Genomic DNA, 15,269 nt, shown 5'->3' with positions numbered 1-15,269 from the left:
TGACTGATCGCGGTCGTCGAAGTTGGAGAGTGACATGAAGCGCTTCAATCTGTCCGCCTGGGCGGTGAGCCATCCCGCGCTTGTGCTGTTTCTGATGATTGTGCTCGGCGTCGCCGGCCTGTTTTCGTACCAGCGGCTCGGCCGTGCCGAGGATCCGTTCTTCACGGTGAAGGTCGTCAACGTCTCCGTGATGTGGCCGGGCGCCACCGCCAACGAAATCCAGACCCAGGTCGCCGACCCCATCGAGAAGAAACTGCAGGAGCTGCCCTATTTTGAGAAGGTGCAGACCTATTCCAAGCCCGGCTTCACCGCGATGCAGGTGACCTTCCGCGATTCCACGCCGCCGAAGGAGGTGCCTTATCTCTTTTATCTCCTGCGCAAGAAGCTCGTCGACGTGCAGGGCGAATTGCCCGCGGGGATTCTGGGCCCCGTGGTCAACGACGAGTTCTCCGACGTCGATTCCATCCTGTTCATGATGACTGGCGACGGCGCCGACTATAAACAGCTCAAGACGACAGCCGAGGCCTTCCGCCAGCGCCTGTTGAAGGTCAGCGGCGTCGTCAAGGTCGACATGTATGGCACCCAGGACGAGCGCATCTTTGTCGAGTTCTCGCATGCCAAGCTCGCAACCCTCGGCATCACGCCGCAGGCACTGTTCGATTCGCTCGCCAAGCAGAACAATGTCGTGCCGGCCGGCACGGTGGAGACATCGTCGCAGCGCGTGCCGCTGCGCGTCACCGGCGCGCTCGACGGCGCCAAGGCGGTCGCCGAGACGCCGGTTGAGAGCAACGGGCGGGTGTTCCGCCTCGGCGATATCGCAACCGTCACCCACGGCTTTGTCGATCCGCCGAGTTTCGTGGTGCGCCAGGAAGGCAAGCCCGCGATCGGTATCGGCGTCGTCACCGCCAAGGGCGCCAATATCCTCGAGCTCGGCAAGGAGGTGAACGCCGCGACCGCCGAGTTCATGAAGGCGGTGCCGCAAGGCATCAATGTCGACCAGATCGCCGACCAGCCCAAGGTGGTCGAGCATGCGGTAGGCGAGTTCGTGCACTCCTTCATCGAGGCGCTCGCCATCGTGCTGTTCGTCTCCTTCCTCGCGCTCGGCTGGCGGACCGGCATCGTGGTGGCGGCCTCGGTGCCCCTGGTGCTCGCGATCGTCTTCATCGTGATGGAATCGATGTCGCTCGATCTGCACCGCATCACGCTCGGCGCCCTGATCATTGCGCTGGGCCTCATGGTCGACGACGCCATCATCGCGGTCGAGATGATGGTGGTGAAGATGGAGCAGGGCTGGGACCGCGTGAAGGCGGCCTCCTTTGCCTGGGAATCCACCGCGTTTCCCATGCTCACGGGCACGCTGGTGACCGCGGCCGGCTTCCTGCCGATCGGTTTTGCCAATTCGGCGGTCGGCGAATATGCCGGCGGCATTTTCTGGATCGTCGCGATCTCGCTGGTCGCGTCGTGGTTCGTCGCGGTGATCTTCACGCCCTATATCGGCGTCAAGCTGCTGCCCGACATCAAGGCTCATCACAGCCACGATCCCCACGCCATCTACGAAACGCGGATGTACCGTGGCCTGCGTGCGATCGTGCAGTGGTGCGTCAATCACCGCATCACGACGGTCGCTGCGACCGTCGGCGTGTTCGTTGTCTCGATTGTTGCCTTCGGCCACGTGCAGCAGCAATTCTTCCCACTGTCCGAGCGGCCGGAATTGTTCCTGCAGCTGCGCCTTCCCGAAGGGACCGCCTTCAACGTTACCGAGAAGGCCGTGAAGGAGGCCGAGACGCTGCTCAGCGACGACAAGGATATCGCGACCTATACCGCCTATGTCGGCCAGGGCTCGCCGCGCTTCTGGCTTGGCCTCAACCCGCAGCTGCCGAACGAGGCCTTCGCGGAAATCGTCATCGTCGCCAAGGACGTCGAGGCGCGCGAGCGCATCAAGGCGAAAATCGAGAACGCGGCCGCCGAAGGCCTGCTGTCGCAGGCCCGCGTGCGCGTCGACCGCTTCAATTTCGGCCCGCCGGTCGGCTTCCCCGTTCAATTCCGCGTCATCGGGCCCGATACCAACAAGGTGCGCGAGATCGCCTACCAGGTCCGCGACGTCATGAAGGAAAACCCGAACGTCAGGGACGTCCAGCTCGACTGGAACGAGCAATCACCTTACCTCAAGCTCGTCGTCGATCAGGATCGCGCCCGTGCGCTGGGCCTGACCCCGCAGGACGTCTCGCAGTCGCTTGCGATGCTGATCTCGGGCGTGCAGGTCACGACCGTGCGCGACGGCATCGAGAAGGTCGGCGTGGTCGCCCGTGCCGTGCCGTCGGAGCGGCTGGATCTCGCCCATGTCGGCGATCTCACTATCACCTCGAAGAACGGCATCGCGGTGCCACTGCAGCAGATCGCCAAGATCGAGTATTCGCACGAGGAGCCGATCCTGTGGCGGCGCAACCGCGATATGGCGATCACCGTGCGCAGCGACGTCAATGATGGCGTGCAGGCGCCCGACGTCACCAACCAGATCTGGCCGAAGTTGGCCGAGATCCGCGATCACCTCGAGCCAGCCTACCGGATCGAGCCGGGCGGCGCGTTCGAGGAATCCGCCAAGGGCAATGCCTCGATCTTCGTCCTGTTCCCGATCATGGCCATGGTGATGCTAACGCTGCTCATGATCCAGCTGCAGAATTTCGCGCGGCTGATCCTGGTCTTCCTCACCGCGCCACTTGGCATCATCGGCGCTTCGCTCGGCCTCAACGTGGCGAATGCCCCGTTCGGCTTCGTTGCGCTGCTCGGCCTGATCGCGCTCGCCGGCATGATCATGCGCAATACCGTCATCCTGGTCGATCAGATCGAGACCGATGTAGCGCATGGGCTGACGCGCAGGGAGGCGATTGTGGAGGCGACCGTCCGGCGCGCCCGTCCGGTGGTGCTGACGGCGCTGGCCGCGATTCTTGCCATGATTCCGCTGTCGCGTTCGGCCTTCTGGGGCCCGATGGCGATCACGATCATGGGAGGCCTGTTTGTTGCAACCTTCCTCACCTTGCTGTACTTGCCGGGGTTGTATGCCCTCTGGTTCCGCAACAGCCTGGAGGAGAGCGGCCGCAACGCCGATCTCGCGCCGCAGCAACCGGGCGAGGGCGCATTTGCGCTTGCTGAGGCAGCCGAATAGTTGAAGATTGAGCAGGTCATGACGCTAACTTCCGAACATGTCGAATCGGATACCCGCGAGCGGATTCTCGTGGTGGCGGAGCGTCTGTTCCGGCAGATCGGCTACCAGAAGACCACGGTTGCCGACATCGCCAAAGAGCTGCGTATGAGCCCGGCCAATGTGTACCGCTTCTTCGAATCGAAGAAGGCGATCCACGAGGGCGTCGCGCGCGGCCTGATGGGCGAGGTCGAGGTCGAGGCCAAGCGGATTGCGAACAAGCCCGGACCTGCGGCGGCCCGCATGCGGGAGTTGATGACGACCATCCACCAGATGAACTCGGAGCGCTATGTCGGCGACGCCAAGCTGCATGAGATGGTCGAGATCGCCATGAAGGAGAGCTGGGACGTATGCGTTTCCCACATTGAGCTGATCACGACCACGATCGGCGACGTGATCGGGCAGGGCGCGGCAAGTGGCGAGTTCAAGGTGACCGACGTGTCCGTCGCGGCTCTCTGCGCCTGCACGGCCATGGTGCACTTCTTCCATCCGCAGATGATTGCGCAGGCCGCCGACAAGCCGGGCCCCACGATCGATGAAATGGTCGATTTTATCCTCGTCGGGCTTGGTTCGGGCAAGGCTGCAGGCTAGTTTCCCTCCCGTCATTCCGGGACGATGCCGAAGGGGCCGCATGACGCGCGCCCCGGTGACAGATTCAGCATCGACCCTGGAATTTTGAGATTCCGGTTCGCGCTTGCGCGTGCCCCGGAAATGATGGTCAACGAAAGGGAAAAAGGCGTGGCGGAAAAAGACCTGCATTACTACGAGCCGTCAAAGGGCCATGGGCTGAAGCACGATCCCTTCAACGCCATCATCGCGCCGCGACCGATCGGCTGGATCTCCTCCCGCGACGCCAAGGGCAACATCAACCTCGCGCCCTACAGCTTTTTCAACGCCTTTTGTTACGTCCCGCCGATTATCGGGTTCTCCTCCACCAACTGGAAGGACAGCGTCGCCAATATCGAGGAGACAAAGGAGTTCTGCTGGAATCTCGCGACCATGGATCTCGCCAGGCACATGAACGCGACCGCGGCCCATGTCGCGCGCGATGTCGACGAGTTCAAGGTCGCAGGGCTCACGGCGGTGCCAAGCAGGCTCATCAACGTGCCGCGCGTCGCCGAGAGCCCAGTCTCCTTCGAATGCCGATTGTCGCAGATCATCCGGTTGCAGGGCGCGGACGGCAAAAAGGCGGAAGCCTGGCTGACGCTGGGCGAGGTCGTTGCCGTCCATATCGACAAAGCCTTCATCAAGGACGGCGTCTACCAGACCGGGCTCGCCCATCCGATCGTCCGCGCCGGCCGCCGCGGCGATTATTTCGAGATCCGACCGGAGAACTTGTTCGAGATGGTGCGGCCGGATTAGTGCGCGTGCACGGCTCTTCCCACCTCTTCCCAGCGGGAAGAGGTCGATTTGCGCAGCAAATCGCGTGAGGGGCCGCGGCTTTGCGAGGGGCCGTGACCCCTCACCAGGATCGCATCTCGTGATGCGATCCGACCTCTGCCGGCGGGAGCGGTGAACGAAGCCCGTGGGTGCTTTCCGCCCCGGAACCGGCAGCGAAATCTCCCGTTATCGCTCATCAATTTCATTTTATTTTCAGTGCGAAGGGCCGCCCAATTCTTTACCCTTTGCGCGAAAGCACCCTCTCCGAACCTCGCTCCGTCGCTAGCCAATGAAGGATGTCGCCATGAGCTCCTTTCGCCGCGACTACATCACCAGACCGATCTTTTCGCTGGCGCGAAAAGCGCTGCCGCCGATGTCGGACACCGAGCGCGAGGCGTTGGAGGCGGGCGATGTCTGGTGGGACGCCGAGCTGTTCGCCGGCAGTCCCGATTGGTCGAAGCTCCTCGCCTATCCGCAGGCGACGCTGACCGGTGAGGAAACAGCATTCCTCAACGGTCCGGTCGATGCGCTCTGCGCTATGCTGGACGAGTGGAAGATCAACTGGGAATGGCGCGACCTGCCGCAGGAGGCCTGGGACTTCATCAAGCGCGAAAAGTTCTTCGGCATGATCATCCCGAAGGAGTACGGCGGGCTCGGCTTCTCGCCCTATGCGCATTCCGAAGTGGTGCGCAAGCTCTCCTCGCGCTCGCTCACCGCGGCGGTGACGGTGATGGTGCCCAACTCGCTCGGCCCCGGTGAGCTCCTGATGCGTTTTGGCACCAGGGAGCAGCGGCAAAAATGGCTGCCGCGGCTTGCGTCCGGCACTGACATTCCCTGCTTTGGGCTGACCAGTCCCGAGGCCGGCTCCGATGCCGCCTCGATGGTCGATACCGGCGTAATCTGCAAAGGCAATTTCGAAGGCAGCGAAATCGTCGGGTTGAGACTGAACTGGCACAAGCGCTACATTACGCTCGGTCCGGTCGCGACGTTGCTCGGACTTGCCTTCAAGGCCTACGATCCCGATCACCTCGTCGGCACCAAGGAAGATCTGGGCATCACGGTCGCGTTGATCCCGACCCATTTGCCGGGCGTCGAGATTGGGCGGCGGCATCTGCCGGCGATGCAGGTGTTTCAGAACGGCCCGAACCGGGGACGCGACGTCTTCATCCCGCTCGACTATGTCATCGGCGGCGAGACGCGGCTGGGCGAAGGCTGGAAGATGCTGATGACGGCGCTCGCCGCCGGCCGCGGCATCTCGCTGCCGTCGCTGTCAGCCGCCGGCGCGGCCTATGCCGCGCGGACCAGCGGCGCCTATGCCCGCATCCGCGAGCAGTTCGGCATTGCGATCGGCAAGTTCGAGGGCATCGAGGAGCCGTTGGCGCGGATCGCCGCCACCGCCTATCAGCTCGACGGCGCGCGACGGCTGACCTGCGCCGCGCTCAACGAGGGGCATCATCCCGCTGTCATCTCCGGGATCATGAAGCTGCAGGCGACCGAGCGGATGCGGATCGCCATCGACGACGCCATGGACATCCACGGCGGCAAGGCCGTGATCGACGGCCCGCAGAACTATCTCGGCAATCTTTACCGCTCGGTTCCGGTCGGTATCACGGTCGAGGGCGCCAATATCCTGACGCGCAATCTCATTGTGTTCGGGCAGGGCGCGATCCGTGCCCATCCGTTCCTGCTGGAAGAGATGAACGCGCTCGCCGAGGACGACCGCGCGCGCGGGTTGGATGCCTTCGACTACGTGTTCTGGAAACATATCGGCCACAGTTTCAAGACGCTGTTCCGGGCGTTCGGCCGCAGTTGGACCTTCGGCCTATTCGCTCCGGCACCAGATGCCGGCGACGCAACCCGCTTCTATCGCCAGCTCTCGCGCTATTCGGCGGCCTTCGCGCTTCTCGCCGACATGGCGCTGCTCACGCTTGGCGGCGCCTTGAAGCGCAAGGAGATGCTGTCGGCGCGGTTCGGCGACATTTTGTCGGAGCTTTATCTGCTCTCGGCGGCGTTGAAGCGCTGGCAGGACGAGGGGCGGCAGCAACAGGATTTTGCACTACTCGAATGGTGCGTGGCGAGCGGGTTCAAGACCATCGAGAATCGCCTTGCAGAAATTCTCGCCAATCTGCCGAACCGCTTCGTCGCCGCCATCCTGAAATTCGTCGTGCAGCCATTCGGCGCGCGGGTGCTTGGTCCCTCCGACCGCGTCGTGCACAATTGCGCGCAAATCGTGCTGGAGCCCTCGGCGGCGCGCGATCGCCTCACGCCGGATCTTTCGCATGTCGAGGACGACGGCGGCCCGGCGCGGCTGGAGAAGGCTTTCCTGCTTGTGACCGCTGCCGAAGCCGCGCACAAGAAGATGCGCGAGGCGCATCTGCGCGACTGGAACGAGGCGGCAAAACGCGGCGTGATCACGCAAGCCGAGGCCGACCGGCTTGCAACCGCGCATGAGGCAGTGGCGAAAGTGATCGAGGTCGACGATTTCGCGCCCGGAGCGCTGTCGCCGATTTACAAGAAGGGCGCCGATGTGCATCAGTTCTTCCAGGAGTTGGGTGAGCAGAGGGCGGCGAGCTGATGGCGCGGCCAGTCTTTATCATCGACGGCAGCCGGACGCCGTTCCTGAAAGCGCGCACCGGGCCGGGGCCGTTCACGCCGGTCGATCTCGCCGTGCAATGCGGCCGGCCGTTGCTCGCGCGCCAGCCGTTTGCGGCCTCGGCTTTCGACCAGGTCATCCTCGGCTGCGTCAATGTCATCGCCGACGAGATGAACCCCGCACGTGTCGCAGCGCTACGGCTCGGCATGGGCGAAGACATGGTCGCCTTTACCGTCCAGATCAATTGCGGCTCCGGCATGCAGTCGATCGATACCGCCTATCGCTACATCCGCGAAGGCAATGCGAACCTGATCCTTGCCGGCGGCACCGAGGCCCTGAGCTACGCGCCGCTGGTCTGGCCGAACCAGGGCGTGCGCTGGTTTGCAGGGCTCGCGACCGCCAAGGGGCTTGGTGCAAAGATCATGGCAGCCTTGAAGGTCAAGCCGAGCTATTTGAAGCCGGTCATCGGCCTCGAGCGCGGCCTCACCGATCCCATCACCGAGCTCAACATGGGCCAGACCGCTGAGGTCGTCGGCCACCTCTTCGGCATCACCCGCACGCAATCCGATTCCTATGCCGCCGAGAGCCATCAGCGGCTCGCGAAAGCGCAGAAGGAAGGTTTTTTGAAGGGCGAGGTCGAGACGGCTTTTGCGCACGACGGCAAGTTCTACGATCACGACGATGGTGTGCGCCCGGACTCGACACCGGAGTCGCTGGCAAAGCTGCGCCCCGTGTTCGAACGTCCCTGGGGCCAGGTCACTGCCGGCAATTCCTCGCAGATCACCGACGGGGCGTCCTGGGTGATCCTCGCCTCCGAAGATGCGGTGGCCAAACACGGCCTGACGCCGAAAGCCGCGATCATCGACAGCCAGTGGTCGGCGCTCGATCCCTCCATCATGGGGCTCGGCCCGGTGCTGTGCGCGACCGAGATCCTTAAGCGCAACGAACTGACGCTGCGGGAGGTCGACACGTGGGAGCTGAACGAGGCCTTTGCGACGCAAGTGCTCGGCTGCCTCGCCGCATGGAACGACGACAAATTCTGCCGCGAGGTCTTGGGACTCGACGGCGCCGCGGGCGAGCTTGACCGCGCAAACCTCAATGTCGATGGCGGTGCGATCAGCCTCGGCCATCCCGTCGGCACGTCGGGCAACCGCATCGTGCTGCATCTGGTCAACGCAATGAAGCGGCTGGGCACGCGACGCGGCATCGCGACCGAATGCATCGGCGGCGGGCTGGGCGGCGCGATGCTGATCGAGATGGTGTGACCATGCAGTCGAAGATCATGGACGTGCTCTCCGACCGCGTGCTCGTGCTCGGGCCCGCGCCTGCACCGGGCTCGTACCGTCATTTCAAGCTGACCCGCGATGCCGAGGGAATCGCCTGGCTCTTGTTCGATCGCGAGGGGGCGAGCGCCAATACGCTGTCCGCCGATGTCCTGGAGGAGTTTGACGAGGTACTCACGGCGGTCGAGAGCGAGCGCCCCACGGGCCTTGTCATTCGCTCGGCAAAAAAATCCGGCTTCATCGCCGGCGCCGATGTCAAGGAATTCCGCGGCGCCAGCGACCCGGCGGTGGTGGAGACGGCGATCGGCCGCGCCCATGCCGTGATCGATCGTCTCGAGGCGTTGCGCGTGCCGAGCGTCGCCGTGATCCACGGCTTCTGCCTTGGCGGTGGGCTCGAGGTTGCACTGGCCTGCCAGGCGCGCATCGCCGTCGACAATGCCCGCTTCGGCTTTCCCGAGGTGTTGCTCGGCCTGCATCCGGGCCTCGGCGGCACCGCGCGCTTCACCCGCCTGGTCAATCCGATGCAGGCCATGACGCTGATGCTCACCGGGCGCACCATCGACGCGCGGCGCGCCAGGGCGCTCGGCCTGGTCGACGCCGTGACGCAAGAGCGGCATGTTGCCGGCGCGGTCCGCGATGCCGTGTTCGGCCGCCTCACGCGCGCACGTCCGGGTCTCTTGGTCTCCGTGCTCAATTCCTCACCGGCGCGCACGCTTCTCGCCTCGCGCATGCGCAAGGAGGCGGCCAAAGCCGCGTCGCCCGCGCATTATCCCGCGCCCTACGGCCTGATCGATCTCTGGGAGAAGCATGGCGGCGACAAGGCCGCGATGCTGGCCGCCGAGAAGAGCTCCTTCGCGCATCTGATGGTGACCCCGACCGCGCAGAACCTGATCCGCGTCTTCTTCCTGCGCGAGCAGATGAAGAAGCTCGCCGGCAGCGGCAACAAGGTCGGCCATGTCCATGTCATCGGCGCAGGCGCCATGGGCGGCGACATCGCGGCGTGGTGCGCCAATCAGGGGCTTCGCGTTTCGCTCGCAGATATGAAGGCCGAGCCGATTGCGTCAGCCGTCAGGCGCGCCAGCGATCTCTTTGGCAAGATCATCAGGAAGCCGATCGACGTGCGCGACGCGCTGGACCGGCTGATCCCCGACATGGACGGCGAGGGTGTGCGCAACGCCGATCTCATCATTGAGGCGGTACCGGAAAAGCTTGCGCTGAAGCAGAAGGTCTATGCCGGCCTCGAGCCGCGCATGAAGCCGGGCGCGATTCTCGCCACCAATACCTCAAGCATCCCGCTGGAAGATCTACGCACCACGCTGCAGAGGCCCGAGCGCCTGCTCGGCCTGCACTTCTTCAATCCGGTGTCGCGCCTGCAGCTGGTCGAGGTGGTCAGTCATGATGGCACCGATGGCACGCTGCTGAAGGAGGCGCTGGCCTTTGTCGGCGTCATCGACCGCCTGCCACTGCCGGTGAAGAGCTCGCCCGGTTTCCTCGTCAACCGCGCGCTCACGCCCTACATGCTGGAAGCGATGCTGATGCTGGATGAAGGCATCGACAAGCTCGTAATTGACGCAGCCGCGGAAAAGTTCGGCATGCCGATGGGGCCGATCGAACTCGCCGACCAGGTCGGGCTCGATATTTGTCTTGATGTCGGCGACATGCTGCGCGCGAAATTCGGCGCTTCTCTCCCGCAAGCGCCGGCCTGGCTGCGCGAAAAGGTCGCCAGGGCCGAGTTGGGGCGCAAGAGCGGCAAGGGCTTTTACGACTGGCGCGACGGCAAGGCCGACAAATCGCAAACTGCGGCCAATCCGCCGCAGCCGACCAACGAGATGACCGATCGTCTGATCCTGCCGATGTCCAATGTCTGCGTCGCCTGTTTGCGCGAAGGTATTGTCGATAACGCGGATGTGGTCGACGGCGCCATGATCTTCGGCACGGGCTATGCTCCGTTCCGCGGCGGACCGCTGAATTACGCGCGCACGCGCGGTGTCGAGAACATCGTCTCGACATTGCGGATGCTTGCGCAAAAATTCGGCGACAGATTCGCACCCGACGCGGGCTGGGAGACTTTTAGATGACGGATACCAAAGCGCAGGCTCCGTTGGAGACGACGGGAGAGCCAAGCGGCGACCTCTGCATCCGAACCCTGGCAATGCCCGCCGACACCAACGCCAATGGCGATATTTTCGGCGGCTGGCTGTTGAGCCAGATGGATGTCGGGGGCGGCGTGTTCGCCTCCAAGGTCGCGAAATCGCGCACCGTGACGGTTGCGATCGAGGCGATGACGTTCAGGAAGCCGGTCTATGTCGGCGATCTCGTTTCGGTGCATGCGACCTTGGTGCGTCTTGGGCGCACCTCGATCACCGTCCATCTCGAAGCCTGGGTGCTCAGGCGGAGGGAGGACCATTCGATCCTGGCGACCGAAGGCAACTTCACCTACGTCTCGATTGACGACCAGGGCCGCCCGCAGCCCGTGCAGCGCAGCGACGCAGCTCACGCTATTTAAAAGTCGTCGTGATGGCGGCGGCGTGACTCCTTGAGGACGCGGAAATGCCGCAGGCGTCCGTCAAGATACGGGGAACGAAGCGACCTCGAATCTGTTATAGGTCGCGTGGGGATTAGAGGCGGGTGTAATGTCCGACAGTTATATTATCGAGGTGGGATCGCACCAGGCGGGTATCGTCGTGCGTGACCCGGGTGGCTATCGTTTCTTCGCGGCTTCCCAAATCTTCTTTCAGCTCGAGGGGCGCCTGTTTCGCACCGTACGCGATGCAGAGCGCGCTGCAGCGCGGCTGGTCGAGGCGGCGTGAGGCCCCGTGGGGCAGCGCGGTTGCTGCAGAGCACATCGGCGTGACCCGTTTCAAACACAGCCGTTCCAGGGTGAGGAACGAGCATCAAACCCGGAATCCCAGGGGGGATTCCGCAGATGTGCAACTGCACATCGGATTTCACTCTCTTGCGAGAGTCTTTCGAAATGACGGAGAGCAATTGACCTTGCTCCCGAACCGCCGCTAACTTCGGCGCGTCCATTTCGCGCCAAGGCAACGCCGTGACCGGGCTTACTCACCGCCAATCCGAAATCCTGAACCTCGCCCGCGCCTCAGGCCGGGTGATGGTCGAAGACCTGGCGCGGCGCTTCGAGGTGTCCGCGCAGACCATCCGCAAGGATCTCAACGATCTCTGTGAGCAGCGCACGCTGACTCGCATCCATGGCGGTGCGATCATTGCGTCCGGCGTGGAAAACCTCGCCTATGAGGCGCGCCGCTTTGTCGCCGCCGACGAGAAGAAGGCGATCGGGGTCGCGGCTGCCGAGCTGATCCCGAACGGCTGCTCGCTTTTCATCAATATCGGCACCACCACGGAAGAGGTCGCGAGCGCGCTGACCTCACATGAGGACCTGCTCGTCATCACCAACAATCTCAATGTCGCGATGCTGCTTTACCGCCATCCTCGCATCGAGGTGATCGTGGCGGGCGGTGCGGTACGGCGCGCCGATGGCGCCGTGGTCGGCTCGACCGCGACGCAGCTGATCGGCCAGTTCAAGGTGGATTACGCCATCATCGGCGCATCCGCGATCGATGAGGAGGGGGCCTTGCTCGATTTCGACTATCGCGAGGTGCAGGTGGCGCAGGCCATCATTGCCAACGCCCGCAGCGTCATCCTCGTCGCGGATTCCACCAAGTTCACCCGCAGCGCGCCGGTGCGCATCGCGCATATGAGCCAGATCCAGACCTTCGTCACGGACCAGGAATTGCCGGCAGGTCTGCATAACATCTGCCATTCCCGCGGCATCCAGGTGATCGAGGCGATGCCGAAGCCGGCCGCCGAGACCGACGATGCCAATAGCGAGGCCGCCTCCGACAGCGCCGTCGCCCTGCGGCGGGCGTAAGCACGGTCCTGCCCGATATCAGCGCGTCCTCTGTCAGTCCCGTCATCCTTAGACGCTCTCAAGGCGAGCCTCGAAGGAGGACGGCCAGGCTGCCGCAGCGGGGGCCGTTCATCCTCTAAAGTTCGCTCCGCTCGCGCCCTGGGAATGACGGGTGTAATCTCCCAGACTTTCGTCTTATCCCCTCAGGCTTTCGCATCTGCAGCATCTTTATTTCGGTTGCTTTCGTTTCTGTTGTGATTTACTGCAAATCGAAAGTGAAATCGCCAACGGAACGGCGAGCGCCGGGGGAAGCGTCTTTGGATCGAATTTTTGACCTCGCAATCATTGGCGGCGGGATCAATGGCTGCGGCATCGCGCGCGATGCGGCCGGGCGCGGCAATACAGTTTTCCTCTGTGAAATGAACGATCTCGCGAGCGGGACGTCGTCATGGTCGACAAAACTCGTGCATGGCGGCCTGCGCTATCTCGAGTATTACGAGTTTCGGCTGGTGCGCGAAGCGCTGATCGAGCGCGAGATCCTCTGGCAGATCGCGCCCCACATCATCCGCCCCTTGCGCTTCGTGTTGCCGCACCACGCCGGCCTGCGCCCAGCCTGGCTGCTTCGGCTCGGGCTGTTTCTCTACGACCATATCGGCGGCCGCGTGCTGCTGCCACCGACCCGCTCGGTTGATCTCGCCACCGACGCCGTGGGACGTCCGCTGATCGCCGGGCGCTATGCCAAAGGCTTCGAATATTCCGACTGCTTTGTCGATGATGCGCGGCTGGTCGTGCTGTCGGCGCGCGATGCCGCCGACCGCGGCGCCGACATTCGCACCCGCACGCGGGCGGTAGACATTCGCCAGCAGGACGGCATCTGGCAGGTCACGGTGGAAAACACGCTGACCGGTGTGCGCTCGACCATCCGCTCCCGCGTCCTGGTCAATGCCGCGGGGCCGTGGGTGGAGCAGGTGCTCGCCCATGGCGCCGGCGTCAATGCGAAAGCCAAGGTGCGGCTGGTGCAGGGCTCGCATATTGTCGTGAAGAAGCTCTACGAGCACGACCGCGCCTACATCTTCCAGAACGCGGACGGTCGCATCGTCTTCACAATTCCCTATCAGGATGATTTCACGTTGATTGGCACCACCGATCGCGATTATGACGGGGACCCGGCCAAGGTGAAGGCGACGCCGGAGGAGATCAAATATCTCTGCGACGCGGTGAGCGAATATCTGGCCAAGCCTGTTAGTCCGGAGGACGTGGTGTGGACCTATGCCGGCGTCCGCCCGCTTTATGACGACGGCGCGAGCGACGCCAAGGCCGCGACCCGCGACTATGTGTTTGAGCTCGACACGCCCGGCGGCGCGCCGCTGCTGTCGATCTATGGGGGCAAGATCACCACCTATCGCCGCCTCGCGGAAGAAGCGCTGGAGCGGCTCGAAGCCCATCTGCGCAGCTCCAAATCGCGCGAAGGGTGGACCGCGAAATCGCCGCTGCCTGGCGGCGACATGGATGTCTCGGCAGTGCCGGCGCTGACCGCGGAGCTGCTGCGCAACCATCCCTTCATCACCCAGGAGCACGCCGGCCGGCTGGCGCATGCCTATGGCACGCGGGCCTCGCGGGTGCTGGGCAATGCAAGATCCGCTGCCGATCTCGGGGTGTCGTTCGGCGCCACGCTGACGGAGAGCGAGGTCAAATATCTGATGGCATCGGAATGGGCGGTCACTGCCGAGGATATCGTCTGGCGCCGCTCCAAGCTCGGCCTGCGCTTGTCGGCAGCGGAGATCAAGGCGCTCGACGACTGGATCTCCGCTTATAGTGCACGCCGCGAAACGTCCCTCCTGGAAGCGGGAGGCCGCTCATGAGCGTGACGCTCGAACATGTGACGCGCACAGTCGACGGTGCGGAAACCATCCGCGACGTGTCGCTGACGCTGGAGCGCGGCACGCTTGCCGTGCTGCTCGGTCCGACGCTCTCAGGCAAGACCTCGATCATGCGGCTGCTCGCCGGTCTCGACAAGCCGACGACGGGGCGTGTGCTCGTCGATGGCAAGGACGTCACCGGCATTGACGTGCGCCAGCGCTCGGTGGCGATGGTGTATCAGCAGTTCATCAATTATCCCGCGCTATCGGTCTATGAGAACATCGCCTCGCCGTTGCGGGTGCAGGGCAAGCCGCGCGACGAGATCGAGAAGCGGGTCGCCGAAGCGGCCAGGCTCTTGCGGCTCGAGCCCTTTCTCAAGCGGACGCCGCTGCAGCTCTCCGGCGGCCAGCAGCAGCGCACCGCGATTGCGCGCGCGCTGGTAAAGGGCGCCGATCTCGTGCTGCTCGACGAGCCCCTGGCCAATCTCGACTACAAGCTGCGCGAGGAGCTGCGCGCGGAATTGCCGCGCATCTTCGAGGCTTCGGGCGCGATCTTCGTCTATGCGACCACGGAGCCGTCCGAGGCGCTTTTGCTGGGCGGCCGCACGATCTGCATGTGGGAAGGCAAGGCGCTGCAGAACGGCGACACCTCCAGGGTTTACCGTCATCCAGAGACGCTGCGCGTGGCGCAGGTGTTCTCCGATCCGCCGCTCAATCTGGTCGGGATCGAAAAGAAGAACGGCTCGGTGCGCTATGCCGGCGGCGTCGAGGCGCCGGCCACCGGCCTCTACGAGAAGATCCAGGACGGCGTCTATCGCGTCGCCTTCCGCGCCCATCAATTGGAGATCGGCAAGGGCATTCCCGGTCGTCACGCATTTCCGGCAACGGTCTCGATCACCGAGATCACCGGCTCGGAAAGCTTTGTGCATTTAAAGCGCGATTCGACGAACTGGGTCGCGGTGCTGCACGGCGTGCATGAATTCGAGCCGGGCCAGACGCTCGATGCCGTGCTCGATCCCGACAATCTCTTCGTGTTCGATGCGGCCGACCGGCTGGTCGCGTCTCCTGGTTCGGCGTGAGGGAGATG

General features: G+C 63.9%; 11 protein-coding genes. All 11 read left to right on the top strand.

The features are described from left to right. The first annotated feature begins 34 nt into the window (after positions 1-34). The 11 genes from A3AI_RS0101160 (at position 35) to A3AI_RS0101110 (ending at position 15,261) form a co-directional block, all read left to right on the top strand. Positions 35-3,163, top strand: a complete 3,129-nt coding sequence (locus A3AI_RS0101160) for an efflux RND transporter permease subunit (protein WP_024513805.1) — start codon at positions 35-37, stop codon at positions 3,161-3,163. 18 nt (positions 3,164-3,181) lie between these two features. Beyond that, positions 3,182-3,790, top strand: coding sequence for a TetR/AcrR family transcriptional regulator (locus A3AI_RS0101155; protein ID WP_024513804.1), 609 nt, complete (start codon positions 3,182-3,184; stop codon positions 3,788-3,790). A 147-nt stretch (positions 3,791-3,937) separates the two neighbouring features. Then, on the top strand, positions 3,938-4,561 hold the full coding sequence (locus A3AI_RS0101150; protein ID WP_024513803.1) for a flavin reductase family protein: 624 nt from the start codon (positions 3,938-3,940) through the stop codon (positions 4,559-4,561). A 322-nt stretch (positions 4,562-4,883) separates the two neighbouring features. Further along, positions 4,884-7,154 carry an acyl-CoA dehydrogenase gene (locus A3AI_RS0101145; protein WP_024513802.1) on the top strand — a complete coding sequence of 757 codons (2,271 nt, stop codon included), beginning with the start codon at positions 4,884-4,886 and terminating at the stop codon, positions 7,152-7,154. Continuing rightward, on the top strand, positions 7,154-8,437 hold the full coding sequence (locus A3AI_RS0101140; RefSeq protein ID WP_024513801.1) for an acetyl-CoA C-acetyltransferase: 1,284 nt from the start codon (positions 7,154-7,156) through the stop codon (positions 8,435-8,437). The genes A3AI_RS0101145 and A3AI_RS0101140 overlap by 1 nt, the downstream gene beginning before the upstream one ends. A gap of 2 nt (positions 8,438-8,439) precedes the next feature. Continuing rightward, positions 8,440-10,533 carry a 3-hydroxyacyl-CoA dehydrogenase NAD-binding domain-containing protein gene (locus tag A3AI_RS0101135; protein ID WP_024513800.1) on the top strand — a complete coding sequence of 698 codons (2,094 nt, stop codon included), beginning with the start codon at positions 8,440-8,442 and terminating at the stop codon, positions 10,531-10,533. Then, entirely contained in the window at positions 10,530-10,961 is a 432-nt protein-coding gene (locus A3AI_RS0101130) for an acyl-CoA thioesterase (RefSeq protein WP_024513799.1), read from the top strand. Before A3AI_RS0101135 ends, A3AI_RS0101130 begins: the two co-directional genes overlap by 4 nt. 127 nt (positions 10,962-11,088) lie before the next feature. Further along, the gene (locus tag A3AI_RS48650) at positions 11,089-11,265 is read left to right on the top strand and encodes a hypothetical protein (protein WP_198030042.1); all 177 of its coding nucleotides are present in this window, start codon (positions 11,089-11,091) and stop codon (positions 11,263-11,265) included. 239 nt (positions 11,266-11,504) lie between these two features. Next, the gene (locus tag A3AI_RS0101120; protein ID WP_024513798.1) at positions 11,505-12,344 is read left to right on the top strand and encodes a DeoR/GlpR family DNA-binding transcription regulator; all 840 of its coding nucleotides are present in this window, start codon (positions 11,505-11,507) and stop codon (positions 12,342-12,344) included. A gap of 296 nt (positions 12,345-12,640) precedes the next feature. After that, the gene (gene glpD, locus A3AI_RS0101115) at positions 12,641-14,185 is read left to right on the top strand and encodes a glycerol-3-phosphate dehydrogenase (protein WP_024513797.1); all 1,545 of its coding nucleotides are present in this window, start codon (positions 12,641-12,643) and stop codon (positions 14,183-14,185) included. Next, positions 14,182-15,261, top strand: coding sequence for an ABC transporter ATP-binding protein (locus tag A3AI_RS0101110; RefSeq protein ID WP_024513796.1), 1,080 nt, complete (start codon positions 14,182-14,184; stop codon positions 15,259-15,261). The genes glpD and A3AI_RS0101110 overlap by 4 nt, the downstream gene beginning before the upstream one ends. The last annotated feature ends 8 nt before the right edge of the window (positions 15,262-15,269 follow it).

The organism is Bradyrhizobium sp. Tv2a-2, from assembly GCF_000472425.1.
In the GTDB taxonomy this organism is placed as follows: domain Bacteria; phylum Pseudomonadota; class Alphaproteobacteria; order Rhizobiales; family Xanthobacteraceae; genus Bradyrhizobium.
The sequence above is the reverse complement of the archived record's forward strand: the minus strand, read 5'-3'. Positions and strand labels throughout refer to the sequence as shown.

Bases quoted from the DNA above. Each gene is read 5' to 3' on its own strand.
- A3AI_RS0101160 (WP_024513805.1), top strand. From the start codon at position 35: ATGAAGCGCTTCAATCTGTCCGCCTGGGCGGTGAGCCATCCCGCGCTT.
- A3AI_RS0101155 (WP_024513804.1), top strand. From the start codon at position 3,182: ATGACGCTAACTTCCGAACATGTCGAATCGGATACCCGCGAGCGGATT.
- A3AI_RS0101145 (WP_024513802.1), top strand. From the start codon at position 4,884: ATGAGCTCCTTTCGCCGCGACTACATCACCAGACCGATCTTTTCGCTG.
- A3AI_RS0101140 (WP_024513801.1), top strand. From the start codon at position 7,154: ATGGCGCGGCCAGTCTTTATCATCGACGGCAGCCGGACGCCGTTCCTG.
- A3AI_RS0101135 (WP_024513800.1), top strand. From the start codon at position 8,440: ATGCAGTCGAAGATCATGGACGTGCTCTCCGACCGCGTGCTCGTGCTC.
- A3AI_RS0101130 (WP_024513799.1), top strand. From the start codon at position 10,530: ATGACGGATACCAAAGCGCAGGCTCCGTTGGAGACGACGGGAGAGCCA.
- A3AI_RS48650 (WP_198030042.1), top strand. From the start codon at position 11,089: ATGTCCGACAGTTATATTATCGAGGTGGGATCGCACCAGGCGGGTATC.
- A3AI_RS0101110 (WP_024513796.1), top strand. From the start codon at position 14,182: ATGAGCGTGACGCTCGAACATGTGACGCGCACAGTCGACGGTGCGGAA.